The organism is Actinomycetota bacterium, from assembly GCA_040881665.1.
Taxonomy (GTDB): Bacteria; Actinomycetota; UBA4738; order UBA4738; family HRBIN12; genus JBBDWR01.
In genome coordinates, this window is sequence record JBBECT010000005.1 from 611,848 (window position 1) to 637,048 (window position 25,201).

The window sequence follows — 25,201 nt, forward strand, 5'->3', positions numbered from 1 at the left end:
GCACAGCCGCAACCGGGCCACGAGGACGGATGAAGGTGCACGCCTGATGGACGGTATCCGCGTACTGATCGCCGACGACGAGGGTGAGGTTCGCGCCGCTCTGGCGGACCTGATCGATGCGGAACGCGCGCTCGAGCTCGTCGGTGCCGCCGCCGACGCAGACGAGGCGATCGAGCTCGCGATCGCCGAGCTTCCCGATGTCGCGCTCGTCGACGTGAAGATGCCCGGTGGAGGTGGCGCCCGCGCCGCGCGCGAGATCGTCGCTTCGTCGCCGCAGACCCGCGTGCTCGCGCTCTCCGCCTATGAGGATCGGACGACGGTGCTCGAGATGCTCCGTGCCGGTGCGGTCGGATACCTCGTGAAAGGCACCGCCCCCGAGGAGATCGTCGCCTCGATCGGCCGCGCGGTCCGCGGCCAGACATCCCTGTCGGCGGAGGTGATGGGCGGCGTCGTCCACGAACTCTCGTCGCAGCTGCGTCGTCAGGCGAGTGAGACCGAAGCCCGCGCGCAGGTGATGGACCGGATCCGCCGCGTCGTCGACGGCGAGGGGATGTCGATCGTCTTCCAGCCCATCTTCGATCTTCGCGATCGCACGGTCGAGGGCATGGAGGCACTCGCATGGTTCGCCGAGGAACCGACGAGGCCGCCGGACGTCTGGTTCCACGAAGCCGCCTCGGTCGGTCTCGGCACCGACCTCGAGCTGACCGCGATCCGTCTCGCCCTGTCGCACGCCGAACTGCTTCCGGCCCGCGCCTACCTGTCGCTGAACCTCTCCCACCGGACGGCAACGTCGCCGCGCCTGCTCGATGTTCTCGCGAGAGGGCGGGCCGACCGATTGGTCGTCGAGATCACCGAGCACGAAGCCGTCGAGGACTACGAGACGCTGACCGAGGCACTCGCGGCGTTGCGCGCTCGTGGCGTCCGCGTCGCGATCGACGACGCGGGCGCCGGGTTCGCCAGCCTGCGTCACGCCCTTCGCCTCGATCCCCACGTGATCAAGGTCGACATCAGCCTCGTCCGAGACATCGACACGGACCGGGCGCGGCGGGCGCTCGCCTCGGCGCTGATCCGATTCGCCGAGGAGATGGATGTTGCGATCGTCGCGGAGGGGATCGAAACGCAAGCCGAGCTGGACACGCTCCTCTCCCTCGGGGTGCGCTTCGGTCAGGGGTACTTCCTGGCCCGGCCGGGTCCCCTCACCACGATGGGGCACGCGCCAGACCTTGCGGACACGGCCACCGGCGCTACCGTGGACGGATGAACGAGATGGATCGGATCCGGGTGCTGATCGCGGAAGATGAGCCGGCCGTGCGCGCGGCGCTCGCCGACCTCGTGGGCTCGGACCCGGGCATGGACGTGATCGGGACCGCAGGCGACGCCGACGAGGCGATCGACGTCGCGCGCGACCATCACCCCGATGTCGCGCTCGTGGACGTGAAGATGCCGGCGGGTGGCGGAGTTCGTGCCACGAAGGAGATCCTGCGGGAATCGCCGCAGACCCACGTCGTCGCCCTGTCGGCCTACGAGGACCGTCGAACCGTGCTCGATATGCTGCGCGCAGGCGTGGTCGGGTACATGGTCAAGGGAACGCCGGCCGAGGAGATCCTCTACACGATCCGCCGGTCGATGCACGGACAGGGATCGCTGTCGGTGGAGGTGACGGCGGACGTGATCCACGAGCTGACGAACCTGCTCGAACGCTCCGAATCCCTCACCCGCGAACTCCAGGACCTGAACCGCACGAAGTCCGAGCTGATCCAGATCCTGTCCCACGAGCTCTTCACCCCGATCACCACGATCCAGGGGTTCGCGCTGACGGTCGCCGAGCACGGGGGTGAGATGACTCCCGACGAGCTGCAGGACCTGCTGCACGGGGTGTCCCGTGCGGGGAACCGGATCAAGCGCCTGATCGGGAACCTGGCCGCCGCCGCGCGCCTCGACCGCGAGGGTGTCGAGGTGTCGACGCGCCCGGTCCGGGTCGGCGAAATCGTCGAGCGCGCCGCTTCCGAGTTCGGCTCGACGAGCGAGCGGATCGAGCTCCCCGGCCGGCGCGAGCTGGACCGGAAGATCTGGGCCGACCTCGATCTGGGGACGCGCGCCCTCGTCGTCCTGCTCGAGAACGCACTGTCGTTGTCCCCGTCGGACGAGTCGGTACGCGTGCAGCTGGACGCACGCGACGGGGAGCTACGGATCGGGGTGCTCGATCGCGGCCCGGGAATCCCGAGCGATCTGCGGGAACGCATCTTCGGGGCGTTCACGCAGGCGGATGCGAGCACGACCCGCTCGCACGAAGGTCTCGGGATCGGGCTCTACCTCGCGCGACGGATCATGAGCGCACACGGCAGACGGATCGACCTGGAAGCCCGCGACGGCGGAGGCAGCGCGTTCCGCCTGTCGTTCCCGGCGCTGGACGAGCGCGCCGCCTGAGGGAGAGCTCGCCTCAGATCGTGCGACGGTCCAGGGCCCACGATGAGCCCGCCTGCTGCTTCGTGAACTGCTTCATCTCCGTCGCGATCGCGACCGCTTCGGCGTAGTGGGAGTACGAACGACGGTCGGTCGTCGCGATCCCGATCGAGATCGACAGCAACGGGAACCGGATCGATTCGCCGCTACGACTCATGAGCTGGATGAAGCCCTGGGCGTGGTCGGTCGTGTCGTACAGAGCACCCGACTCCGCGTCGAACCGCTGCACGATGCGCTCCGCGATCGGCTGGGCGTACTGCGGATCCACGATGAGGACGAAGTCGTCGCCCCCCACGTGTCCCACGAACGCGTCGATCCCCGCGATGCCGGTGGCGACCTCCTGGAGCATCCCGGCCGTGAACTGGATCATCTGGTCGCCGCGCGCGAAGCCGTAGTGGTCGTTGTAGGCCTTGAAGGCGTCGAGATCGGTGTACAAGATCGCGAACGGCCGGCCGTCGGTGACGCGTTCGTCGATCTCGTCCTGGATCCGGACATTGCCCGGCAGCCCGGTGAGCGGGGACTGCGCTCGCATCTCCCTCGCCCGGCGAAGGACGCCTCGGATCCTCGCGAGGAGCTCGGGTGTGTCGAACGGTTTGACGATGTAGTCGTCGGCGCCCACCGAGAACCCTTCCAGCTTGTCGGCGGACAACCCGCGGGCGGTGAGCAGGATCACGCTCACGCCCGAGGTGGAGGGATCCGAACGCAGCCGGCGGGTCAGCTCGAGCCCGTCCATGTTGGGCATCATCACGTCGCACAGCACGAGGGCGGGGACACGTTCGCGCACCCGCTCGAGCGCCTCCTTGCCGTCGCCGGCCACCGCGACGTCGTAGCCGGTCGCACGCAGCTCGATCTCGAGCAGACGGGCGATGAACGGGTCGTCGTCCACGACGAGGACGTGCTCGGCTCCCCCGTCCTCGCTCTGCCCGATCCCTGGCTGGTCCGCGCGCCCGCCCGGCCCGCCGTCCGATCCGTTGCCTGCCTCGCTCATGCCGCCTCTCCGGACCCTCGACGCACCGCCTGTATCCGAGCGGTCCATTCCCCGGGAATCGGCACGATACCCAGCGCCCTGTAGGCGGTCGCGGACCCTTGTGAGGCAACGGCTGAACGGGGGTCGGCCGATCGGCCCCGTCCCCCGCCGGCGGATCGAGATGCTCGCTCCGCTGGCGAGACCGGAGCCCGGATCAGCCGGAACCCTCCCGGCGATCGATCGCGACGGCCGACCCGGGGGTGCGCTTCGCGAGGTTCTTCAGCTCCGTCGCCAGAGCGACGGCCTCGGCCCGGTGCACGAATCCACGAACGTCCGTCGTGGCGATCCCGATCGAGATCGACAGGAGCGGGAACCGCTGCAGATGGCCCATCCGATCCTCCGACTCGAGGTAGCCGGCGTCGGCGTCCCCCGGTTCGTAGAGCGAGGCGACCGATGCATCGAAGCGGCGGATCACCTCCTCGGCGAGCGCCACGGCCCGGCCGGGCTCGGTCAGGACGACGAAGTCGTCGCCCCCGATGTGTCCGACGAACGACCCCGCACCACCGACCTCCTCGGCGGCATCCCGGATCAGACCACCGGTCGCGCGCAGCGCATCGTCGCCACGGACGAAGCCGTAGCGGTCGCTGTAGGACTTGAAGTTGTCCAGGTCGAGGTAGAGCACGGCGAACCCCTCTCCCGCAGCGATGCGGGCCTCGATCTCGTCCTCGATCCGAAGGTTCCCCGGCAGCCCGGTGAGCGGTGACTGGGATCGCAGGTAGCGTCCCCGCCGCAGCGCGCCGCGGACGCGCGCGATCACCTCCTCGTTGTCGAACGGCTTGACGATGTAGTCGTCCGCGCCGGAGGAGAGCCCCTCGAGCTTGTCCGCGCCGAGGCCTCGCGCCGTGATCATGATGATCGTGGTGCCCTCGGTGCGCGGATCCTCCCGCAGACGGCGGGTCAGTTCGAACCCATCCATCCGCGGCATCATCACATCGCACAGCACCAGGTCGGGCAAGGTCGCGAGCGCCTTCTCGAGCGCCTCCTGGCCGTCGACCGCCGAGTCCACCAGGTACCCCTCGGCCCCGAGCTCGAGGGTCAGCAAGCGGGAGATGAACGGATCGTCCTCGACGACGAGAACGCGGTCGGCCCCTCGCGTCCCTTCCGCTTCTGAGGTCTCCGACATCGACGGTTCTCCTGACCTGCTGCACACCGGCGGTTCGGGACGTAGTGTTGCACGGCAGGCGGGTCCGATCGGGACGCGGGACGACGAGGGAGCGACGTGGGCAAGGTACACGACTCGATCCTCGACCTCGTCGGTGACACGCCGGTCGTCCGGCTGTCGCACATCGCCGCCGGCGTTCGCCCGACGATCCTGGCCAAGCTCGAGATGCTGAACCCCGGCGGCAGCGTGAAGGACCGGATCGGGCTTCCGATGATCGAGGCGGCCGAGCGCACGGGCGCATTGCGCCCCGGCGGCACGATCGTCGAGCCCACGTCGGGCAACACCGGTCACGGCCTCGCGATCGCCGCGGCATTGCGCGGCTACCGGTGCATCTTCGTGATGCCCGACAAGATGAGCCAGGAGAAGGTCGCGCTCCTCCGCGCGTACGGTGCCGAGGTCGTGATCACCCCGACCGCCGTCGCCCCCGAGTCCCCCGAGTCGTACTACCGCGTCGCCGATCGCCTGACCGAGGAGATCCCCGGGGCCTTCCAACCCAACCAGTACTTCAATCAGGAGAACCCGCGCGCGCACGAGGAGACCACCGGTCCGGAGATCTGGGAACAGACCGGCGGCGACATCGACGTCCTAGTCACGGGCGTCGGCACCGGCGGCACGATCACCGGGATCGGCCATTTCCTGAAGCGGCAGGACCCCGGCATCGTCGTGGTCGGCGCCGATCCCGAGGGGTCGATCTTCTCGGGCGACGAACCACGCCCCTACCTGACCGAGGGGATCGGCGAGGACTTCATGCCGCTGACCTTCGACCCCGACGTCGTCGACCGGTGGGTCCGGGTGTCGGACGCCGATGCGTTCCGGACCGCCCGGGCACTGACCCGGCAGGAGGGGATCCTCGCCGGAGAGTCGAGCGGGAGTGCCGTGCACGCCGCGCTCACGGTCGCGCGCGACTACGCCGAGGACACGACGATCCTCGTCCTGCTCCCCGACACGGGGCGCAACTACCTCTCGAAGCTCTACAGCGAGTCGTGGCTGTTGCAGGTCGGCATGCTCGACCGCCCCGAGGTCGTCCGGGTCGAGGAGGTGCTCGCCGCCAAGGGCGCGGACGTCCCGACCGTCGTGACCGTCCGCGCGCACGACAAGGTGCGCCAGGCCGTCGACCTCCTCCAGCGGTTCTCGATCTCGCAGGCGCCGGTGATCCGCCACGACGATCCCGACGTCTCCGACTTCGTCGGGTCGATCCGCGAGCGCGAACTGCTCGATCGGATCTTCCGCGATCCCGACGCCCTGCAGGCCGACGTCGCGGAGGTCATGGGTCCCCCGATCCCGATCGTCGAGTACGACCATCCCGTCGAAGCGGCCTTCGCCGAGCTCGAACAGCATCCGGCCGTTCTCGTGTCGAAGCGGACGCAGATCCTCGGCGTGCTGACACGCAGCGACCTGCTCCAGTTCCTCGCCGCTCGCCGGACCGCCTGAGGCGCGGATGCGTGCGCTCGGGATCGATGTCGGGGTCCGAAAGGGGTTGGACCTCGTGCTTCTCGATGGATCGCTGCAACCGCTCGAGCAGCGTCGCCGTGTCACGATCGACGACCTCGCGGCGGAGATCGACGCGCTCGCCCCCGACGCGATCGCGATCGACGGTCCCCCGTCATGGGGCAAGACGGGTGGCCGTTCCCGCCGAACCGAGCAGGAGCTTCGCCGGTTCGGCATCGGCTCCTACGGGACCCCGTCGGATCCGGCACGCGGCGACCATCCCTTCTTCTCGTGGATGGTGGTGAGCTTCCGCGTGTTCGAAGTCGCGGCGCGGTCCGGGTTCCCTCGGTACGCGACCGGGTCGGTGCGCGGGACGGCGATGGAGGTCTTCCCCCACGCGTCTGCCGTGGTCCTTGCCGGCGCCCTACCACCGGCGGGATCGCCGAAGCACGTTTTCCGGCGAGCGGTGCTGAGCGCGCGTGGCGTCCGAACCGCGGAGCTGCAGTCCGCCGATCAGGTCGACGCCGCCCTCGCGGCTCTGACCGGATTGTTCGCACTCCACGGAGAGCGCTTCGCCCCCGGCGATCCGAAGGAGGGCGTGATCGTCCTGCCCGCGCGGACGCTCCCGCCACCTCCGTACCGGCGGGCGGTGGCTCCGCCGAACCCCGAGTACCAGCTCCATCTGCCAGGACTGTCCCCGTGCGTGTGCGGTGACCCCGGGTGCGCCTCGCTCACCGCCTCGGAGTTCGCTCCCGGACACGCCACGAAGCGCAAGGCGCTGCTGTGGGCGATCGCACGCGAGGGGGACGCGGCCGAGGCGGAGCTCCGGCGGCGCGGCTGGGAACTGCCCGCGGAGCTCCGCTGAGGTAGCGTCGTCGTGATGGGAGAGGACGGGCTGCGCTTCGAGACGCGAGCGATCCACGCGGGTCAGGAACCCGAACCGCGGTTCGGCTCGGTCAACGTCCCGATCTATCAGACCTCCACCTACGTCCAGCCGCAGGTCGGGTCCCCGTTGCGCTTCGACTACGCGCGCGGCGGCAATCCCACCCGGGAAGCGCTGGAGATCGCGATCGCGTCGCTGGAGGGCGGACGCCACGGTCTGTGCTTCGCGTCCGGCCTCGGCGCGGAGGCAACGCTGCTGCTGACCCTGCTGCAGCCCGGCGACCACGTGCTCGTCGGTGACGACGTCTACGGGGGCACCTATCGGCTCCTCGATCGTGTCCTGCGCCCCTGGGGGGTCGCGATCGACACGGTGGATCTCGCGGACCTCGGGGCGGTCCGATCGGCAGCGGGCGACGCGACCAGGATCGTGTGGGCCGAGACGCCGACGAACCCGCTGCTGAAGGTCGTCGACCTGGCCCCACTCGCCGAGGTGTCCCGATCGGTCGGCGCTCGGCTGGTCGTCGACAACACGTTCGCGACGCCGTACCTGCAGCAACCGCTCGTGCTCGGGGCCGACGTGGTCGTGCACTCGGTCACCAAGTATCTGGGCGGGCATTCGGATCTCGTCGGCGGCGCGCTCGTGACCGACGACGACGAGATCGCCGAGCGGCTTCGGTTCGGGGTCAACGCGATCGGTGCGGTCCCCGGGCCGATGGACTGCTACCTCGCGCTGCGCGGGATCAAGACCCTGGCGATTCGGATCGAGGCGCACTGCCGGGGTGCGCGAGCGATCGCCGCGTTCCTCGACAGGCACGCCAGGGTGCCGCGTGTGTTCTACCCCGGCCTGGAGACCGATCCGGGCCACGCCGTCGCCTCGCGCCAGATGCGCGACTACGGCGGGATGGTCTCGTTCGAGGCGTCGAACCCGGACGAGGCGGCCAGGATCGCGCGGAGTACGGACCTGTTCTTCCTCGCCGAGTCTCTCGGTGGGGTCGAGAGCTTGATCGAGGTGCCCGGTCCGATGACCCACGCGAGCGTGGCGGGATCGAGCCTCGAGGTGCCGCCGGAGCTCGTGCGCCTGTCGGTCGGGATCGAGCATCCGGACGATCTGGTCGCCGACCTCGAGCGCGCCCTGGGCTGACGAGCCGCACGGCCCGCTCGTGTCACGGCGATCGGCGATACGCTCGGCCCGTGCATCACCGCTCGCGCCCGCTGCGTGCCCTGCTCGCGATCGCGTCGGTCGCGGTGCCGGCGATACCGACAGCGGCCTCCGCCCAAGAAGCGCGGGTGGATCCGATCGTCGCCGACGCCGCGTTCCCCACCAACCTCGCGCGCACCGACGACGGGACCCTCCTGTACACGGAGAAGGAGACGGGGCGGGTGCGGGTCGTCGACCCCGACGGGTCGCTGCGCGACGCGCCGCTGATCGAGGTGCCCGTGACGGGCGGAGCGGAGCGCGGCCTGCTCGGCATCGCGCTCGACCCGGACGAGGAGTGGGTCTACCTCTACCTCTCCGACGCCGGCGAGCGGAACCGGGTCGTCCGGTTCCCGCGAGAGGGCGGAGAGCCCGAGGCGGTATTCGAGGGCCTACCGAGCGTCTCCGGCTACCACAACGGAGGCGATCTCGCGTTCGGACCCGACGGGATGCTCTACGTGATCACGGGCGAGGCGCACGACCCGGACCTGGCGCAGGACCCCGGCAGCGTCGGAGGGAAGATACTCCGTCTCACGCCCACGGGCGAGATCCCCGCCGACAACCCGGACCCCGGCTCGCCCGTGTTCGCACTGGGGATCCGGAACTCGTTCGGCATCTGCGTCGACCCGCGGACAGGAGAGATATGGGAGACCGAGAACGGTCCCGACCGCGACGACGAGATCAACCGGGTTCCCCCCGCGGGGAACCTCGGTTGGCCTCTGCACCTCGGCCGGGGAGGCGCGCCACGCTTCGTCGACCCCGTGCTGGTCTACCCCGACGTGATCGTACCGACCGGGTGCACGGTGACCGACGACGGGTCCGTCTACTTCGGCGACTTCGCCGGGGCGATCCATCGGGTGACGCCCCGGAACGCCGGCGCGGACGACACGATCATCGCGCGAGTGCCGGAAGGGATCACCGACGTTACCGACGATGACGGCGCGCTCCTCGTCGCGACCTCAGGCGGGATCTACCGGGTGTCCCTGAACCTTGAACCCGAGGCCGACGCGCCGGTCACACCCACGGAACCCGCCGATACCCCCGCGCCACAGGACCGCAGTCCCGACACCGAGGAGGCGACGTGGGTGTGGATCGCGGGCGGGGCTGTCGTGGCGATAGCCACGCTCGCGGTGGTGATCGCGAGGCGTCGCGCCGGCCGCCGTCCGAGCTGACCGGCACGGCGGCGGGCTCAGCCCTTCGGTCGTCTCAGGTACGCGATCGTGGACGTTCCTCCGGCCGGCGTCGCCTGCTGCGTCACCGAGACCAGCTCCCAGCCGTCGTCGCCGAAGGTGTTCAGTATCTCCCCCGGGTTGTGCTCCAAGAGCGGAGCGACGAAGTACTCCCATCGCTGCATCCTGCCTCCTCTGTCGGCGCCTAGGATGCCCCGCCGGGCCTGCCGGCGTCATCTCGGGTGGCCGGATCGCTCGGCGGCCTGCAGATGCGCGAGGAACGCATGCAGCATCAGGCCGGTCGCTCCCCAGATCGTCCGGCCCTCGAGCGCGTAGCCCCACCCTCGCCAACGCCCGCCGGGCGTGTCCCACTCGATCTGCGACTCGGCCTCGACGAGGTGCGCGACCGACACCTCCAGCACCTCCGCGATCTCCCCCGCGCTCGGGCGGAACGCGGGGCGCTGGCGGAGGAATCCGACCACCGGCACCACGAGGATGCCGCTCACCGAGGTATGCACCGGATCCGTCGCGCCCAGGACCTCCACGGACGCCGGCGCGATCCCGAGCTCCTCCTCCGCCTCCCGCAGGGCGGTCATGACGACGCTCTCGTCTCCGGGGTCGACCATACCGCCGGGGAACGAGATCTCGCCCGCGTGTCGCGGGAGTCCGTCCGCCCGCCGCGTGAACACCAGCGACGGCTCGTCTGCGTCGATCACCGGTATCAGCACCGCGGCGAGCCGGTCGCCGGGTGCGGGAACGGCGGCGGGCTCGGGTTCGAGCCGCGCACGGAGCCGCTGACGCAGATCGCGCGGGTACATTGAGCGCCATGGTAGAGGGGGTCACGGTCGAAGCCGCCGCTCGCGCCGCGGCGGCGGCCGTCGACGAGGAGGAGGTCCTCGATCTCGCGCGACGTCTGATCCGCGCCCCCAGCGAGAACCCCGGCGGGTCCGAGGACGAGGTGGCCTCGATCGTGACGGATGTCCTCGACGGGCTCGGCGCCGCACCCGAGACGATCCGCTCCCCGACCGGCCGGCCGAGCGTGCTCGCCGCGATCGGCGGCGCGCGCGCCGGCGCTCCGCGGCTCGTGTTCAACGGTCACCTCGATGTCGTCCCGGCGGGGGAACCGCGCCACTGGCCGCATCCGCCGTACGAGGCCGTCGTGGACGGCGGCGCCCTCTGGGGACGCGGAGCGGCCGACATGAAGGGTCCGATCGCAGCGGCGCTCGCGGCGGCGGCCGCGATCCGCCGGGCGGGGATCGAACTCGGGGGGGAGCTCGCCCTGCATCTCGTCGCCGACGAGGAGTACCTGGGTGTCCACGGCACGGTCGTCCTGCTCGAGCGCGGCCTGCTCCGCGCGGACGCGTGCATCGTCGGCGAACCCAGCGAACTCGCGATCGGTCTTGCGCAGCGTGGCGGCGCGTGGATCCGTGCCACTGCCTACGGGAAGATCGCGCACGGATCGACCCCCGAACTCGGCGTCAACGCGATCACGTCGATGGCGCGGTTCGTCCTCGCCGCGGAACGCGCACTCCCCGATCTCGAGCACGCGCTCGTCGGACGACCCTCGATCAACATCTCGACGATCGAAGGAGGCCGGTCGTTCAACGTCGTTCCCGACCGATGCGAGGTCGACGTCGACCGCCGCGCGATCCCCGGGGAGACGCTCGACGACGTCGTCGCGGGGATCGACCGTGTCCTCGACGGCTTGTCGAACCGGCATCCGGGGTTCGACATCTCGATCGACGTCAAGGACTGGTGCGAACCCGCGCAGATACCGGCAGACGCGCCGATCGTCGGGGTCCTGCGCGACGCCGTCCAGGACGTCCGCGGATCGGAGCCGGCGCGGGTCGGTTTCACGGGGATCACGGACGCTCGGTTCTATGCGAACGACGCCGGCATACCCACCGTGCTCTTCGGTCCGGGCTCGCTCACCGTCGCCCACACCGCCGGCGAGCAGGTCGCGGTCGACGAGCTCGTGGCCGGTGCCCGCGCTTACGCCCAGGCGTTCGTACGTTTCGTCGGCACCTGAGGACGGGGGGGATCGCGCACGCGGAGACGCCGCGCACTCAGCGGCAAGCCGGGCGCTCACAGCCCTCGCAGGTAGGATGGAGGGGATGCAGCCCACCCCCGATACGCACGAGATCGACCCCCCGGACACCGATCCGGTGCTCGCGGTCTCCCCGGGCGCCGCGACCAGGATCGCCGCCCTCGCGGAGAAGGAAGGTCGCGACGCGCCCGTGCTGCGCGTCCGCGTGATCGCAGGAGGCTGTTCGGGGTTCTCCTACGAGCTCGGGTTCGAGGACGCCCCCGCGGCGGACGATCAGGTGATCGCGCAAGGAGTCGTTCGCGTCCTGGTCGATCCCGCCAGCTCCCCGATCCTCGCCGGCTCGACCCTCGACTTCGACGACGCGCTGCTGGGTGGGGGTCTCAAGATCCGCAACCCACAGGCGGTCAACGAGTGCGCGTGCGGCGATTCGTTCTCCGTGTGACCACGTGATCACTGCACGGACGCACACCTCACCGGTCGTTGCACGAGCCGTTCCCCCTCCCTGCCGGCACGCGGACACCGCCCGGTAGACTGCCCACCGATGCCCACCTCCGTGGACAAGACGCAGTGGCGCAACCTCTACGACGAGGTGGTGACGACCGGCCTGTGCACGGGGTGCACCGCTTGCATCGTCGCGTGCCCGTTCCACGTGCTCGGCTACGAGGACGGAGTCCCGGTGCAGCTCCAGGAGGAGGGCCCGGCCGGGTGCTCCCACGGCGACAAGGGCTGTGACATCTGCACCCGTGCCTGTCCACGGTTCCGTGAGTGGGAACCGGAGATCGACGAGCTGCTGTTCGGTCGCACCCGCAGTCCGGACGAGGTGATCGGGCAGTACCGGGACATCGTGCTCAGCCGGGCGACCGGGGCCGACGAGCTGATGAGCGGACAGGATGGTGGCACCGTCTCGGCGCTGTTGATCTGGGGGCTCGCCAACGGCGAGATCGACGGCGCCTGTACCTCGAAGCTCTCGGAGGAGCGCCAATGGGACGCCGAGCCCACCGTCGTTACCGATCGCGAGGGGGTCCTCGCGACCGCGGGCTCGCGCTACACCTATTCGGCCAACCCGCTCGCGCTGCTGAAGGCCGCCGAGATGGGGCTGTCGAAGGTCGCGCTCGTCGGGATGAGCTGCCAGGCCAGCGTCACCGGGGCGATGGAGGTCCGCCGCGTGAACAAGTGGCGTCGCAAGATCGCGTGGACCTTCGGGCTGCTGTGCTCGAAGACCTTCACCTACGACGGCGTGATGGTCGACATCGCGCAGAACGAGCTCGGGATCGATCTCGACCGGCTGGTCCGCGTCAACGTGAAAGGGCGGCTGCTGTTCTATACCGATGACGGGCAGGAGCACGCGTACCCACTCAAGGAGGCGCATCGGTTCACCCGGCCCGGGTGTCTCAAGTGCCCGGACTTCGCCGCGGAGCACGCGGATATCTCGTTCGGCGGCATCGGACAGAGCGATGGATGGAGCCTCACGATCATCCGTACCGAACGCGGGCAGGATCTGTTCGATCGCGCCGTCGCCGACGGTGTCGTGGAGTCCCGACCGGGCGCCGAGGATCCGAAGGCGATGGAGCTCATGACCAAGCTCGCATCGAAGCAGCGCACCCGTTGGCCCGGCGACGGGCCCTCGTCCCACGCCCGGCCGGGGTTGCGCCCCGAGCCGACGCCGGGCCCTTCGGTGTAGGCCGGGTTCCCCCGTACGCCTCCCCCACCCGGAGCTTTCTCGTAGGACGCTGGGACCAAAGCGGCCCGATCACCCTCCCCACGGCGCAGCCGGCTGTGCATAGTGACCGTAGACCCGATGCAGCAGCCAACCGATCCGATCGGCGGCGGCGGATCGGTCGACGAACACCTCCGAACGGGCACGGGGGCCGAGCGGGATCCGTCCCCCCTCGGGAGCGACGAGAGCTTCCGGTTCCTCGTCGAGCGATCCCCGATCGTGACCTTCCGCGAGGAAGTGCACCCCGACGAGGGGACGGGTTCGAGCACGCTCTACATCAGCCCGCAGGCCGAGACGAGCCCTTCCGCATGGAGTACCGGCTTCAGGGGAAGGACCTGTCCTACCGCTGGGTGCACGACCAAGCCGTCCTCGTGGACGACGGACTCGGGCTTCCACGATGGCAGGGCTTGCTGGTGGACGTGACCGAACGGCGCGTCGCCGAGCAAGACCTGGCACAACAGCTCTCCGCGGAGCGCGCCGCGGCGCACCTGCTCCGTGAGCGCGACGAGATGAAGAACGTTCATCTGCAGGCGGTCTCCGCGGACATCCAGGATCTCGGCGAACGCGTCGCCGACAAGGCGATGCGACTCTCCGAGCTCGTGACCGATCTCTTGGATCTCGAACGGCTCGCCGCAGGAGGGATCGCCCCCGACCGCGAACCGGCGGCTGTTGCCGAGGTCCTCGGATCGGTCGTCGGTTCGATCGACCTCGGAGGTCGACCCCTGCACATGGACGTCACGCCGCCGGACCGGGCGTCGCGCCGAGCGAACGCGAGCGGATCTTCGAGGCCTTCCGTCGAGGAGTCGACGCCGGCGGGAACGGAGCGGACGACGACCCTGGGCCGCGAGCCCGAGCCGGCAGGGGCGTCGGGGCCGGCCTCGCTCTCGTCGCACGCTTCGCCGAGCTCCACGGCGGGCGGGTGTGGGTCGAGGATCGACCCGGTGGCGGAGCGGCTTTCCGGGTCGTGCTCCCCGAGGGCTGACCCGACGTCGCTTCCCCGCATCTTCGCTGGTCACAGGCCCGGATCGCCCCCTCGATTCCGCCGAGAACCCCGCGCGATCACGATCACCCTCCGACCCGTCGGGCCGCCGGGTTCGTCGCTGTTCAACACCTCCGCCCGAACGCCGATACCTCAGGCACGGCCCGAGGCGGGCCGCCGGGGCTCCTCAGAGGGGCCTCGTCCGCCTGCGCGCGCGGACCGGGCGTGGGAACCGCCTGATGGACACCGGAGGACGTGACCAGACACGTGGCTCAGATCGAACCGCTCTCGCCGCCGTCCCCGCAACGCCGGGACGCGATCCTCGAGGCGGTCGCGTTCGCGGCACGGCGTCTCGTCGAGGCACCGGATTGGCACGAGGCGGCCGACGAGGTTCTCGAGCGCCTCGGTCAGGCGGCCTGCGTGTCGCGAACCTACATCTTCCGCAACCACCGAGGTGAGGACGGCATCCTCCGCTCGACCCAGATGTTCGAGTGGTGCGCGCCGGGCATCACCTCGTTCCTCGGCGATGCCGAGCTCGAAGCCGAGCCGTGGGACGAGGCAGGGTTCGGACGGTGGCGACGGATGCTCGAAGGCGGGGAGCCGGTCGTCTCGCTCACCAGGGATCTCGAACCGAACGAGCGACCGCAGCTCGAGCGCCAGGGGATCCTGGCGATCGTCGACATGCCCGTCTTCGAGGGGCATTCCTGGTGGGGCACGATCGGATTCGACGACTGCGTCGCGGAACGCCATTGGCCCCAGGCCGAGGTCGATGCGCTCCGGACCGCCGCCGGCGTGCTCGGAGCCGTGATCGAACGTCAGCGGGCCGATCTGCGGGTGCACGAGACCGACCTGCGGTACCGGTCGCTGATCGAACACACGCCCCTGGTCACCTACGAGGAGGTGGTCCCGGAGGGAAGCGCCTCGACCGCGACCTTCATCTACGTCAGCCCGCAGATCGAGGATCTCCTCGGGTACACACCCGACCGCTGGCGGGAAGAGGGGTTCTGGACCGACATCCTGCATCCCGACGACCGGGCGTCCGTCGCCGAGCTCAGCGAGGACGTGATCACCACGGGCGGGCCCTATCGGCAGGACTATCGGTTCGTCGCCGCGGACGGGCGACATATCTGGGTGCGCGACGAATCACGCCTCGTGACGGCACCCGGTGTCTGGCCCCAACTCTGGCAAGGGGCCCTGCTCGATATCACCGATCGCAAGCTCGCCGAGCAGGAGCTGGAGCAGACCCGCGCACGACTGCAGGCGATCGTGGACAACGTCCCGGTGGTGATCTACGCGGAGCCGGTCACCGAGGAATTGGACCTGTTCCTGAGCCCGCAAGTGGAACCGATCCTCGGTTGGACCGCCGAGGAGTGGCTCGCGGACGACGACTTCTGGGTCGACCACATCCATCCCGACGATCTCCCCGACGTCGAGCGCGCCGACCTCGCAGCCGAAGACTCGCTCTCCGAGTTCGTCAGCGAGTACCGGTTCCGGCACAAGGACGGCAGGTGGATCTGGATCAGCGATCACGCGGTCATGGTGCGCGACGACGAGGGCCACCCCTCCTACTGGCAGGGGTGCTTCATCGACATCACGAAGCGAAAGCGAATGGAGCGCGCGCTTCGGCAGGCGGAGACGCGGTTCCGCACCCTGATCGAGCACATGCCCGCGGTGACCTACGTCGAGGGACTCGTGGCGCGAGAGGTCGACTTCTACATCAGCCCCCAGGTAGAGATCATCTTCGGCTACACGCCCGAGGAGTGGAAGACAACGAAGAACTTCTGGTTCGATCGGGTGCATCCCGACGACCTCGAACGGGTCGCCGCCGAGGACACCCGCACGAACGAGACCGCGGCTCCCGTGAACATGGAGTACCGCTTCCGCGCCGCCGACGGTACGTGGCGATGGGTGCACGACGAGGCAGTGCTCGTGACCGACGACGAGGGAGGTCCGAGCTTCTGGCAGGGATTCCTGCTCGACATCACGCAGAGGAAGGAGTCCGAGGACCAGCTCGCCCACGCCCTCGAGGTCGAGCGCGACGCGGCGCAGCGACTGCGCGAGATGGACGAGATGAAGGACACGTTCCTCCAGGCCGTTTCCCACGACCTCCGAACGCCGCTGGCGGCGATCCTCGGACTCGCCGTCACGCTCGGCCGCGAGGACCTCGAGCTCGACGCCAGCGAGGGACGCGAGCTCGCAACGCGGATCGCGCAGAACGCGCGCAAGCTCCAACGCCTCGTCACCGACCTGCTCGATCTCGATCGACTCTCCCGCGGGATCGTCGAACCGGCGCGCCAGCCCGTGGAGCTCGGCGGCCTGCTCCGACGCCTCGTGGACGAGACCGACCTGCTCCGCGACCACCCCGTGCAGGTGAACGTCGACCCCGAACCACTGATCGCCGCGCTCGACGCCGCCAAGGTCGAGCGGATCGTGGAGAACCTGCTCGCGAACTCCGCCCGGCATACCGCCCGGGGGACCCAGGTCTGGATCACCGCGCGTCACGTGGAGGAGGGCGTGCTCCTCTCGGTCGAAGACGCCGGCGATGGGGTTCCCTACGACGAGCGGGCGAGCATCTTCGAGCCCTTCCGTCAGGGTTCCGAGGCACCGACCCACTCCCCCGGGGTCGGCGTCGGACTCACGCTCGTGGCTCGGTTCGCCGAGCTCCACGGGGGCCGCGCGTGGGTGGAGGACCGGGACGGCGGAGGAGCGGCGTTCCGCGTTCTGCTGCCCGACGGCGACCTCGGGACCCGTTGGCGCGAGGAGGTGGGCTGATGGAGGAGGCGATCCCCGCCACGACCCGGCGCCCGGCGCCCTACCGTCAGCTCGTGGAGCACCTGTCCGCCGTGCTCTACGCCGAGGCCGTCGACGCGAACCCGGACGACTTCTACATCAGTCCCGCGGTCGAACGCGTCTTCGGCGTGTCGGCCGAAGAGTGGACGGGCACACCGGGGTTCTGGTTCGACCATCTGCACCCCGAAGACGAAGAGCGGGTGCGCGCGGCCAACCGGGAGGCGAACGCGACCGGCGAGCCGTTCCGCCTCGAGTACCGGTTCCGCCGTGCGGACGGCACGTTCATCTGGGTGCTCGACGAGGCGACCTTGGTCCGGGACGAGGACGGCCGCCCCTTCTGGCAGGGCATCATCCTCGACATCTCCCAACGCAAGACCACCGAACAGGCACTGCTCGACGCCGAGCGCCGCTACCGGGAGATCGTCGAGCGCACGCCCGCGGTGACCTACCAGGAAGTCCCGACCGACGACGAGTGGGGAGCCAGCGTCACCTTCGTGAGTCCGCAGGTCGAGGCGATGCTCGGGACACCGCCCGAGGACTGGGCCTCCGATCCCGGCTATTGGCATGCGCTGGTTCACCCGGACGATCTCGACCGTATGCTCGCCGAGACCGAGCCGGTGCTCCGGACCGGCGACCAGTGGCGCTCGGAGTATCGGATGCGCCATCGCGACGGTCACTTCGTGTGGATCCACGACGAAGCGGTCCTGGTACACGACGACGAGGGCACGGCCGCTTACTGGCAGGGGTTCATGCTCGACATCACCCAGCAGCGGGAGACCGCCGAGCAGCTCGCGGAGACCGAGGCGAAGTACCGGGCGATCGTCGAACAGGTCCCGGCCGCGATCTACACACAGGTGATCCGGGAGGAAGATCCCACGCTGTCCGAGACCACCTTCATCAGCGGCTTCAACGAAACGCTCGTGGGGTACACGCCGGAGGAGATCTATGCCGACCCGGGCATGTGGCGCGAACTGCTGCATCCGGACGATCGTGAACGGGTCCTCTCCCAGGACGCGGAGGCGAACGCCACCGGCGACGAGATCTCCTGGGAGTACCGCATGCTCCATAAGGACGGGCACACGGTCTGGATCCGCGACGAAGCGCGGGTGATCCGGGACGGTGAGGGCCGGCCGTGCTTCTGGCAGGGTTTCATGCTCGACATCACCCAGCAGAAGAACGCGGAGGAACGACTCGCCGAAGCACTCGGCGTCGAGCGTCAGGCCACGCAGCGCCTCCGCGAGCTCGACGAGATGAAGAACACGTTCCTGCAGGCAGTCTCCCACGATCTGCGGACCCCGCTGGCCGCGATCCTCGGGCTCGCCGTCACCCTGGAACGCAGCGACCTGGAGCTCGACCCCGGGGATGCGCAGGACCTCGCGCGACGGATCACGAAGAACGCGCGGAAACTCGATCGGTTGGTTCGCGATCTGCTCGACCTCGACCGCCTGTCCCGCGGCATCGTGGCGCCCAAGCGCGTGCCCGTCGATCTCGGATCGCTCGTACGGCGCGTCGTGGCCGAGTCCGACCTGATCACCGAACGGGATCTCGCGGTCGAAACCGAGGAAGTCGTCCTCGACATCGACGCGCCGAAGATCGAGCGCATCGTTGAGAACCTCCTCGCGAACACCGCCCGCCACACGCCGCCCGGAACCCACGTGTGGATCCGGGTGGTTCGCGAGGATACGGGCGCCGTGATCGCCGTCGAGGACGACGGAACGGGGGTCGACCCGGCCGACAGGGACCGGATCTTCGAGGCGTTCCGTCAGGGTCCGGAGGCACCCACCCATGCCCCCGGCGTCGGCGTCGGACTCACGCTCGTGGCTCGGTTCGCCGATCTGCACGGCGGCCGTGCCTGGGTCGAGGAGCGGCCGGGCGGTGGGGCGTCGTTCCGCGTGTTCCTTCCCGCGGGGGACGAGGCGAGCGAGGCGTGAGGCCGGTGCGAGCGGGCGAACGCTGGACGCTCAGGCGGATGCCCACTCCGCGACGGTGGGATGGTCCGTCGCTTGCGGCCCGACCTGGGCGGCACCGCCCGGCGAGCCGATCCCGCTGATGGCATCCTCGAAGAACTCCGCGTTGATCGGGGTGAACCGCTTCCACTCGGCGGGGACGTCGTCCTCGTAGAAGATCGCGGTGACCGGGCACACGGGTTCGCACGCGCCGCAGTCGACGCACTCATCCGGGTGGATGTAGAGCATGCGGGCTCCCTCGTAGATGCAGTCCACCGGGCACTCGTCCACACAGGCGCGGTCCTTCACGTCGATGCAGGGTTCCGCGATCGTGTACGTCATCTGCTCTCCCCTCCGGCCCCGTGCGGCCGAACCTCGTCGTTCGGATCCGTCCGTGCCGTTCATCCCTCCAGGGGACGATTTACACGTTGTCAACCTTGCTTATCCAGTCTACGACCCCTCCACGCCGGAACGACCTGGTGAGCGCGACCGCGGCGACCGTCGGTCAGGGTTCGAGCACGGGCTCCGGAGCCAGCGCGAAGAGCGTCCCGAGGAGCGAGGAAGCACGATCCCGCGCCACCACCGGGTACACGATCGGGAGGTCGGCGCCCGCGTCCCGGTACGCGGCGAGCGCTCCGCGCGCCGCAGCGGCGTCGCCGAGCACGGTCACCGCACGGACGAGGGACTCCGGCACATCTCGGGGGCGTCGGTCGCGATGCGCCGCACCGGCGACCGCCGCTTCATTCGCGAAGCCCGCGCGCTCGAACTGCCGGCGGTAGGCGGGGATCGCCGCGTACTCCGCGGTGGCCGTTCGCAGGACCGCGATCGCGGCGTCGTCCTCGAGTCCGACGCAGGCCCGGATGTAGACCGCGACGACGACCTGCGCCGGATCACGACCTGCCGACTCCGCCCCCCTGCGGACCTCCTGCCGCGCGGCGGCCACGCGCTCGGGTGTGCACCAGTTCAGCAGGACGCCGTCCGCGATCTCACCGGCCAGATGCGCCGCCTTCGGACCGAGCGCGGCGAGCCAGACCGGAGGCGGATCCGCGGGGGGCGCACGCAACCGCGCCGGCCCGTCGGCCGAGTCCACCCGGTCGCCGGCGAACAGGCCCCGGAGCGTCGCGACCGTGTCGCGCAGCCGATCGAGCGCCCCCGGGCCCGACGGACCGGTCCCCAATCCCAGGATGAACCGGCCGCCCGAGATCTCCTGGACCGTGGCCGCGGCCATCGCGGTCGTTAGCGCGCGACGCGAGGTCGTCGTAACCACCCCGGTCCCCAGCTGCAGGCGGTCGGTGTGCTCCGCGGCCGCCGCGAGGGTCGAGAACGCCTCGCGGCCCGCGATCTCGGGAAGGAACATCCCCGTGTACCCGGTCTCCTCGAGCGTGCCGGCCACGCGGACGAACTCCTCCCACGGGAGTGGGTCGCGGATCGCCGCGGCGACCCGGGCGGTCGAGGTGTCGGCTACGGTGGGCGGCATGACCGAGTCCATCGTCGCACAGGAGCCCGTCCGGTTCTCCACGGCCGATGGCGTCTCGCTCGAAGGCGAGGTGCGCCGCCCGGCAGACGGACCCGCCCGCGGCGGCGCCGTCCTCTGCCATCCCCACCCGAAGGAGGGTGGCAGCAAGGACCACCCGCTGCTGTGGGCACTGCGTTCCGATCTTTCGCGTCGCGGATTCGCCGTGCTGTCGTTCAACTTCCGAGGGGTGATGGGTTCGTCGGGTACCTATGGAGGTGGTCATGCCGAGCTGCATGACGCACGTGCCGCGATCGACCGCGTCCGCACCGAAACCGACGGCGGGACACTGCTCGTCGGCTGGTCGTTCGGAGCCAACGTCGCGCTCCGGCTGGCCGTGGACGACACCCGCATCGCCGGGCTCGCGGCGATCGGCCTGCCGCTCGGAACGCGGCGGGTGCGTCTCCCGCCGCTCCCAGATCCTCCCGCGCTGCGCGGGCTCCGGGCGCCGGTCCTATTGCTGGCCGGCGAGCACGACATCTTCTGTCCCTCGGACGAGCTGCGCGCGCTCGGGGCGCAGCTCCGCGACGCGCGTGTGGAGATCACACCGGGAACCGATCACTACTACTGGCGCCGGGAACCGATCGCCGCCGAACAGGTCGGGGCCTTCGCGTCGACGGTAGTTCTGTCCGACTAACTCCCGCCCGACGAACTCCCGCAAGCGCGACGTCCGAAGGCGAGGGAGGATCAGCGGCGATCGGCGACCACGTGAGCGCGCCCCTCGTCCCACGTCAGGAACGCCTCGTCGCCCGGCCGCCACTCCCGCCCCTCGACCGACACGACCGTCACGATCGCGACGATCGCCACGCCGTCGGGACCGCGGAGCTCGAGCCGCAAGCCCGTGCCCTGGAAGATCACGTCCTCGACCGTCGTGGGCACGACGTGTCCCGCAGGGGGACGTTCGCGATGGACGTCGATCGACTCGGGCCGGAGCATCAGCGCCACCTCGTCACCGATCGCGGGAGTCGTGTCCGGCGGAGCACCGATCGAAGCCGCCGGGAGCACGGTGCCGGCATAGCGCACGTCGGTCGTCTCGCCGATGCGTTCGATCGTGCCGGGAAGCAGGTTCGCGGTCCCGATGAAGTCGGCCACGAACCTCGAGGTCGGGCGGAAGTAGATCTCGCGGGGTGTACCGAGCTGTTCCACGCGTCCGCCGTCCATCACCGCGATCCGATCCGACATCGTCATCGCCTCTTCCTGATCGTGCGTGACGTACACGAACGAGATGCCGACCTCCCGCTGGATCCGCTTCAGCTCGATCTGCATCTCCTTGCGGAGCTTGAGGTCGAGGGCGCCGAGCGGCTCGTCGAGCAGGAGCACGAGCGGGTCGTTCACGAGGGCCCGGGCAAGCCCCACCCGCTGCTGCTGCCCGCCCGACATCTGGCTCGGCATCCGATCGGCGAGTGCGTCCATCTGCACGGTGCTCAGCGCCTCGCGCACACGACGGTCGATCTCGTCCTTCGGCAGCTTCGCCCGGCGCGGGCCGAACGCGACGTTGCGGTACACGCTCATGTGCGGGAACAACGCGTAGTTCTGGAACACGAGATTCGTCGGTCGCTTGAAGGGCGGGATCTGCGTCGCCTCGACCCCATCGAGCAGCAGGCGACCGTCGCTCGGCTCCTCGAACCCTGCGAGCATGCGCAGGGTCGTCGTCTTGCCGCAGCCGCTCGGCCCGAGCAGAGAGAAGAACTCGCCACGAGCCACCCGCAGGCTCACGTCGTCGACCGCGACGACCTCGCCGAAGCGTTTCGTCACGTGATCGAGCTCGAGCGCCGGCGGCGTTCCCTCGCTTGCCGCCCGTTCCTCGGGCGTACGCGGACCGTCGGTCATCGGTTCGGAGGTCGTCGTCATGCCTGCAACCGCCCCACCTTCGAGATCTTGATGCTCAGCCACACCATCAGCGACGAGATCGCGAGCACGACGAAGCTCAGCGCCGATCCGACCCCCCAGTCCCCGCGAGCGTTGAACTCCTCCTCGATCAGGGACGCGATCATGTACCCCTCTCGCCCGCCGACGACCGCCGGCGATGCGAAGTCCGACAGCATCGGGACGAACACGATGATGATCGCCGCGATGAATCCCGTCGCCGAGAGCGGGAGCAGCACCTCCCGCAGGATCGTGAACCAGCTGGCTCCGAGATCACGCGCGGCCTCGATCAAACTGCGGTTCACCGTCTTCAACGCAGCGTAGATCGGGATCACGACGAAGGCGAGGGATCCCGTCGCGAGCACGATGATCACGGCGGTCTTCGTGAACAGGATCGTGAGCGGTTGCTCGATGACCCCGAGTCCCTGGAGCAGCTTGTTGATGACCCCCTCCTTGTTCATCACGATCTGCCACGCGTACAGCCGGATCAGCGGATTCAGTTCGTCGGTCAACACGAGGGCCAGCAGCATCGGGATCTCCCACTTGCCGGCTCGGAAGGCGAGGAAGCTCGCGATCGGGAACGCCACCACGAACAGGATCAACATCGCCGTGACCGTGATGAAGATCGTGTCGATGAAGACGCTTCGGTAGATGGGCTCCCCGAGCACCTCCGTGTAGTTGTCGAGCGTGAAGCTTCCGTCGCCGGTGATGTCGGCGTGCGTGAAGCTCACCCACGTCAGATAGATCAGGGGAGCCGCGAAGAACGCGAGCAGCGTCAGCACCGGACTCGCGAGGACCGCCGCGGCCGTTCGCCGGCCGAACGCCACACCGGAACTCGAGATCTGCGCGCTCACTGCTGCGGACCCCCGGCAACGAGATTGCGGACGTCCTGCCCGGAGCGGATCGCGGAGCGCCGGAGAAGGTAGTAGGCGAAGTACACGACGATCACCGTCACGAACGTGACGAGGGTCGACACCGCGTTCACCATCGGGAGGTTCGTGCCCTGGCGCAGGCGCGAGAACACCCATACCGTGAACATCCGTTCCCCTCCGACCGTGAAGAAGGTGACCGTGAAGCTGTTGAACGACCACCCGAACACGAAGATCGCGGCGGCGGCCAGCGCCGGAACCAGGTACGGCAGCAACACGAACCACACCAGTTCCTTGCGCGTCGCGCCCAGGTCGAGCGCGGCCTCCTCCAAGGAGCGATCGAACCGGTAGAGCGCCGCGATCACGATCGCCATCACGAGCGGGAAGCCCACGACGATGTGCATCACGCCGACCGTGTAGAGCGACAGCGGGATGTCGATCTTGCTGAAGGTCACGAGGGCCCCGACGCCCACCAGCAGCGAGGGCACCACGAGCGGAAGCGTCATCGAACCCGCGACCACCCCTCGCCCAGGGAAGACGAATCGAGCAATCCCGAACGCTCCCAGGGTCCCGAGGATCACGCATATCGGGGTCGTCAGACCGGCGACGAGCAGGGAGTTCCGCAGCGACTCGCGCATCGCCGGATCCGAGAGGGCCTCCTCGTAGAACCGGAGGGTGAACCCCTGGAAGCCGAACGACAGGATCTGCGAGTCGTTGAAGCTGAGGAACGCCAGCAACAGGAACGGCCCGAACAGGATCAGCGCGCCGAACGCGAGCAACAGAGCAGACGCGACCTTCGTGAGCCGTTCGCGCCGGTGGATCGTCCAGAAGACGCGAGGGATCGACGGGCGGGCGGACGGGGCACGCGCCCCACCCGCCTCGACCGTCGACTGCCCCGCGCTCACCGCTGGGAACCCGCCGGCGTCAGCGCATCCGGGTCGTCACGACCCGGCATCGATCGCCGTCGTTCAGGAGGCAAGGTACTGACGCCACGCGTCTTCCCACTCGTCGATGTTCTCGGGCGTGGTCTCGGGAACAGCCGTCGAGATGACGTCCTCGGCCTCGTCGAGACGCAGGTTGTCGATCGTCTTCTGACTGGCCACGTCCAGGATCGCCGGGTTCGAGCCCCAGTATTCGAGCTCCTCGGCGACCGAGTTCTGGATCTCCGGGTCGAGCATGTGGTTGATGAAGGCGTACGAGGCGTCGAGGTTCTCCGCGTTCTCGGAGATGCTCAGCCCGCACACCCACGACACCGAGCCCTCTTCCGGGGTGACGAACGCGAAGTTGCCGCCCTCCTTGTTCAGGACGCGGACGAGCTCGGGGCCGGCCTGCACCGCGAGGATCTCCTCCTGCTCCATCAGGTTGATCAGCTGCGCGTCCTCGTCGAAGACGGTCCGAACGCGGTCCGAGTTGATCAGGTAGTCACGCACCTGCTCGATCTGCTCGGAGGTAAGGTCGAACACGTTCTCGAACCCGAGCGCGGCCGCCACCATCGGCATCGAGTCCGTCGAGTCGTTCTCCAGCGCGATCTGGCCCTCCCAGTCCCCCTCGAACAGGGTCTGGTAGCCGGTGATCGTGCCCTCCGGGATCCGATCGGCGTTGTAGACGATGCCGTCGATGCCGCCCTGGGTCGGCGCCATCCAGAACTCACCGTCGACCTCGACGTCGACGCCGTCCTTCATGAAGGCGTAGATCTGATCCCAGGTCTCGATTCGACTCGTGTCGATCGGCTGCAACAGCTCGCCCTGGATCAACTGGTTCATCTCACCGGCACAGGTCTCGACCACGTCGGCCTGGAACCCGCCGCGCAGCTTCGTGACCGTGTCCGAGGCGTCGCCGAAGGCGACACCGTTGACCTCGAGATCGGGGTTGGCCTCCTGGAACGGCTCTTGGATGAACGGGAAGAGCGTGTCCTCGTAGGCGAAGATCGTGACCTCGCCGGTCAACGGTCCCGCCGGCGCGGCGCTCGTGCCCGCGTCGGTCGGCTCGTCGTCGTCGTCGCCGCCACACGCGCCCATCGTCAGAGCGAGCGCGAGCGCGATCGGGCCCACCTTCCACAGGTGCTTGTTCACCACGTGTCCCTCCTTGTGCCGCCTCGAGGCCCCGAAGGGCCCTACCGGAGCTGCCGTAGCGCCGCACGCTAGCACG

Annotated in this window: 24 protein-coding genes; 13 read left to right on the plus strand and 11 right to left on the minus strand. The window is 69.4% G+C overall.

Annotated elements, in window-relative coordinates; translation table 11 throughout:
* Positions 1-46 precede the first annotated feature (46 nt).
* Together WEF05_08740 and WEF05_08745 are read left to right on the plus strand one after the other, a co-directional pair.
* Positions 47-1,261: an EAL domain-containing protein gene (locus WEF05_08740; GenBank protein ID MEX1101969.1), complete on the plus strand. Its 1,215-nt coding sequence runs from the start codon at positions 47-49 to the stop codon at positions 1,259-1,261.
* Positions 1,258-2,427 carry a response regulator gene (locus tag WEF05_08745; GenBank protein MEX1101970.1) on the plus strand — a complete coding sequence of 390 codons (1,170 nt, stop codon included), beginning with the start codon at positions 1,258-1,260 and terminating at the stop codon, positions 2,425-2,427. Before WEF05_08740 ends, WEF05_08745 begins: the two co-directional genes overlap by 4 nt.
* A 13-nt stretch (positions 2,428-2,440) precedes the next feature.
* Here the strand turns inward: WEF05_08745 and WEF05_08750 are convergent, their stop codons facing one another.
* Positions 2,441-3,451, minus strand: coding sequence for a response regulator (locus WEF05_08750; GenBank protein ID MEX1101971.1), 1,011 nt, complete (start codon positions 3,449-3,451; stop codon positions 2,441-2,443).
* 193 nt (positions 3,452-3,644) lie between these two features.
* Positions 3,645-4,613 (minus strand): response regulator, encoded by a 969-nt coding sequence (locus WEF05_08755; protein ID MEX1101972.1) that lies wholly within the window; start codon positions 4,611-4,613, stop codon positions 3,645-3,647.
* Positions 4,614-4,709: 96 nt separating this feature from the next.
* On the opposite strand from WEF05_08755, the gene WEF05_08760 reads away from it, so the two are divergent.
* Genes WEF05_08760 through WEF05_08775 form a run of 4 tightly spaced genes read left to right on the plus strand, consistent with a single transcriptional unit; the run spans position 4,710 to position 9,329 of the window.
* Entirely contained in the window at positions 4,710-6,083 is a 1,374-nt protein-coding gene (locus WEF05_08760; protein MEX1101973.1) for a cystathionine beta-synthase, read from the plus strand.
* Positions 6,084-6,090: 7 nt separating this feature from the next.
* Positions 6,091-6,945 (plus strand): DUF429 domain-containing protein, encoded by an 855-nt coding sequence (locus tag WEF05_08765; GenBank protein MEX1101974.1) that lies wholly within the window; start codon positions 6,091-6,093, stop codon positions 6,943-6,945.
* A gap of 15 nt (positions 6,946-6,960) precedes the next feature.
* Positions 6,961-8,103, plus strand: a complete 1,143-nt coding sequence (locus WEF05_08770; GenBank protein ID MEX1101975.1) for a cystathionine gamma-synthase — start codon at positions 6,961-6,963, stop codon at positions 8,101-8,103.
* A 50-nt stretch (positions 8,104-8,153) separates the two neighbouring features.
* Positions 8,154-9,329, plus strand: a complete 1,176-nt coding sequence (locus WEF05_08775; protein MEX1101976.1) for a PQQ-dependent sugar dehydrogenase — start codon at positions 8,154-8,156, stop codon at positions 9,327-9,329.
* Positions 9,330-9,346: 17 nt separating this feature from the next.
* Here WEF05_08775 and WEF05_08780 read toward each other — a convergent pair whose 3' ends face one another.
* Entirely contained in the window at positions 9,347-9,511 is a 165-nt protein-coding gene (locus tag WEF05_08780; GenBank protein MEX1101977.1) for a hypothetical protein, read from the minus strand.
* A gap of 48 nt (positions 9,512-9,559) precedes the next feature.
* Positions 9,560-10,144, minus strand: coding sequence for a CoA pyrophosphatase (locus WEF05_08785; protein ID MEX1101978.1), 585 nt, complete (start codon positions 10,142-10,144; stop codon positions 9,560-9,562).
* A gap of 8 nt (positions 10,145-10,152) precedes the next feature.
* Between WEF05_08785 and WEF05_08790 the strand changes: the two genes are divergently transcribed.
* From WEF05_08790 to WEF05_08800, 3 genes are all read left to right on the plus strand, one after another.
* On the plus strand, positions 10,153-11,355 hold the full coding sequence (locus tag WEF05_08790) for a M20 family metallopeptidase (GenBank protein MEX1101979.1): 1,203 nt from the start codon (positions 10,153-10,155) through the stop codon (positions 11,353-11,355).
* 85 nt (positions 11,356-11,440) lie between these two features.
* Entirely contained in the window at positions 11,441-11,815 is a 375-nt protein-coding gene (locus tag WEF05_08795) for an iron-sulfur cluster assembly accessory protein (GenBank protein MEX1101980.1), read from the plus strand.
* A 99-nt stretch (positions 11,816-11,914) separates the two neighbouring features.
* Entirely contained in the window at positions 11,915-13,054 is a 1,140-nt protein-coding gene (locus WEF05_08800; GenBank protein MEX1101981.1) for a Coenzyme F420 hydrogenase/dehydrogenase, beta subunit C-terminal domain, read from the plus strand.
* A gap of 308 nt (positions 13,055-13,362) precedes the next feature.
* Here the strand turns inward: WEF05_08800 and WEF05_08805 are convergent, their stop codons facing one another.
* A complete protein-coding gene (locus tag WEF05_08805) occupies positions 13,363-13,818 on the minus strand; it encodes a hypothetical protein (protein ID MEX1101982.1) in 456 nt (151 codons plus the stop codon).
* On the opposite strand from WEF05_08805, the gene WEF05_08810 reads away from it, so the two are divergent.
* From WEF05_08810 to WEF05_08820, 3 genes are all read left to right on the plus strand, one after another.
* Complete coding sequence (locus WEF05_08810) at positions 13,776-14,072, plus strand: ATP-binding protein (protein MEX1101983.1); 297 nt, start codon at positions 13,776-13,778, stop codon at positions 14,070-14,072. The genes WEF05_08805 and WEF05_08810 overlap by 43 nt on opposite strands.
* 252 nt (positions 14,073-14,324) lie before the next feature.
* A complete protein-coding gene (locus WEF05_08815) occupies positions 14,325-16,841 on the plus strand; it encodes a PAS domain-containing protein (protein ID MEX1101984.1) in 2,517 nt (838 codons plus the stop codon).
* Complete coding sequence (locus tag WEF05_08820; protein MEX1101985.1) at positions 16,841-18,790, plus strand: PAS domain-containing protein; 1,950 nt, start codon at positions 16,841-16,843, stop codon at positions 18,788-18,790. The genes WEF05_08815 and WEF05_08820 overlap by 1 nt, the downstream gene beginning before the upstream one ends.
* A 30-nt stretch (positions 18,791-18,820) precedes the next feature.
* On the opposite strand, the gene fdxA is transcribed toward WEF05_08820, so the two are convergent.
* On the minus strand, positions 18,821-19,147 hold the full coding sequence (gene fdxA, locus WEF05_08825) for a ferredoxin (protein MEX1101986.1): 327 nt from the start codon (positions 19,145-19,147) through the stop codon (positions 18,821-18,823).
* Between the two features lie 163 nt (positions 19,148-19,310).
* Positions 19,311-20,282, minus strand: coding sequence for an LLM class flavin-dependent oxidoreductase (locus WEF05_08830; GenBank protein ID MEX1101987.1), 972 nt, complete (start codon positions 20,280-20,282; stop codon positions 19,311-19,313).
* Between WEF05_08830 and WEF05_08835 the strand changes: the two genes are divergently transcribed.
* On the plus strand, positions 20,281-20,955 hold the full coding sequence (locus WEF05_08835; GenBank protein ID MEX1101988.1) for an alpha/beta fold hydrolase: 675 nt from the start codon (positions 20,281-20,283) through the stop codon (positions 20,953-20,955). The two genes, WEF05_08830 and WEF05_08835, sit on opposite strands and share 2 nt — an antisense overlap.
* A gap of 50 nt (positions 20,956-21,005) precedes the next feature.
* Here WEF05_08835 and WEF05_08840 read toward each other — a convergent pair whose 3' ends face one another.
* From WEF05_08840 to WEF05_08855, 4 genes are all read right to left on the minus strand, one after another.
* The gene (locus WEF05_08840) at positions 21,006-22,169 is read right to left on the minus strand and encodes an ABC transporter ATP-binding protein (protein MEX1101989.1); all 1,164 of its coding nucleotides are present in this window, start codon (positions 22,167-22,169) and stop codon (positions 21,006-21,008) included.
* Positions 22,166-23,038 carry an ABC transporter permease gene (locus WEF05_08845; GenBank protein ID MEX1101990.1) on the minus strand — a complete coding sequence of 291 codons (873 nt, stop codon included), beginning with the start codon at positions 23,036-23,038 and terminating at the stop codon, positions 22,166-22,168. The genes WEF05_08840 and WEF05_08845 overlap by 4 nt, the downstream gene beginning before the upstream one ends.
* Positions 23,035-23,958, minus strand: a complete 924-nt coding sequence (locus WEF05_08850; GenBank protein MEX1101991.1) for an ABC transporter permease — start codon at positions 23,956-23,958, stop codon at positions 23,035-23,037. The genes WEF05_08845 and WEF05_08850 overlap by 4 nt, the downstream gene beginning before the upstream one ends.
* A 63-nt stretch (positions 23,959-24,021) precedes the next feature.
* Positions 24,022-25,128: an extracellular solute-binding protein gene (locus WEF05_08855; protein ID MEX1101992.1), complete on the minus strand. Its 1,107-nt coding sequence runs from the start codon at positions 25,126-25,128 to the stop codon at positions 24,022-24,024.
* Positions 25,129-25,201: the final 73 nt, after the last annotated feature.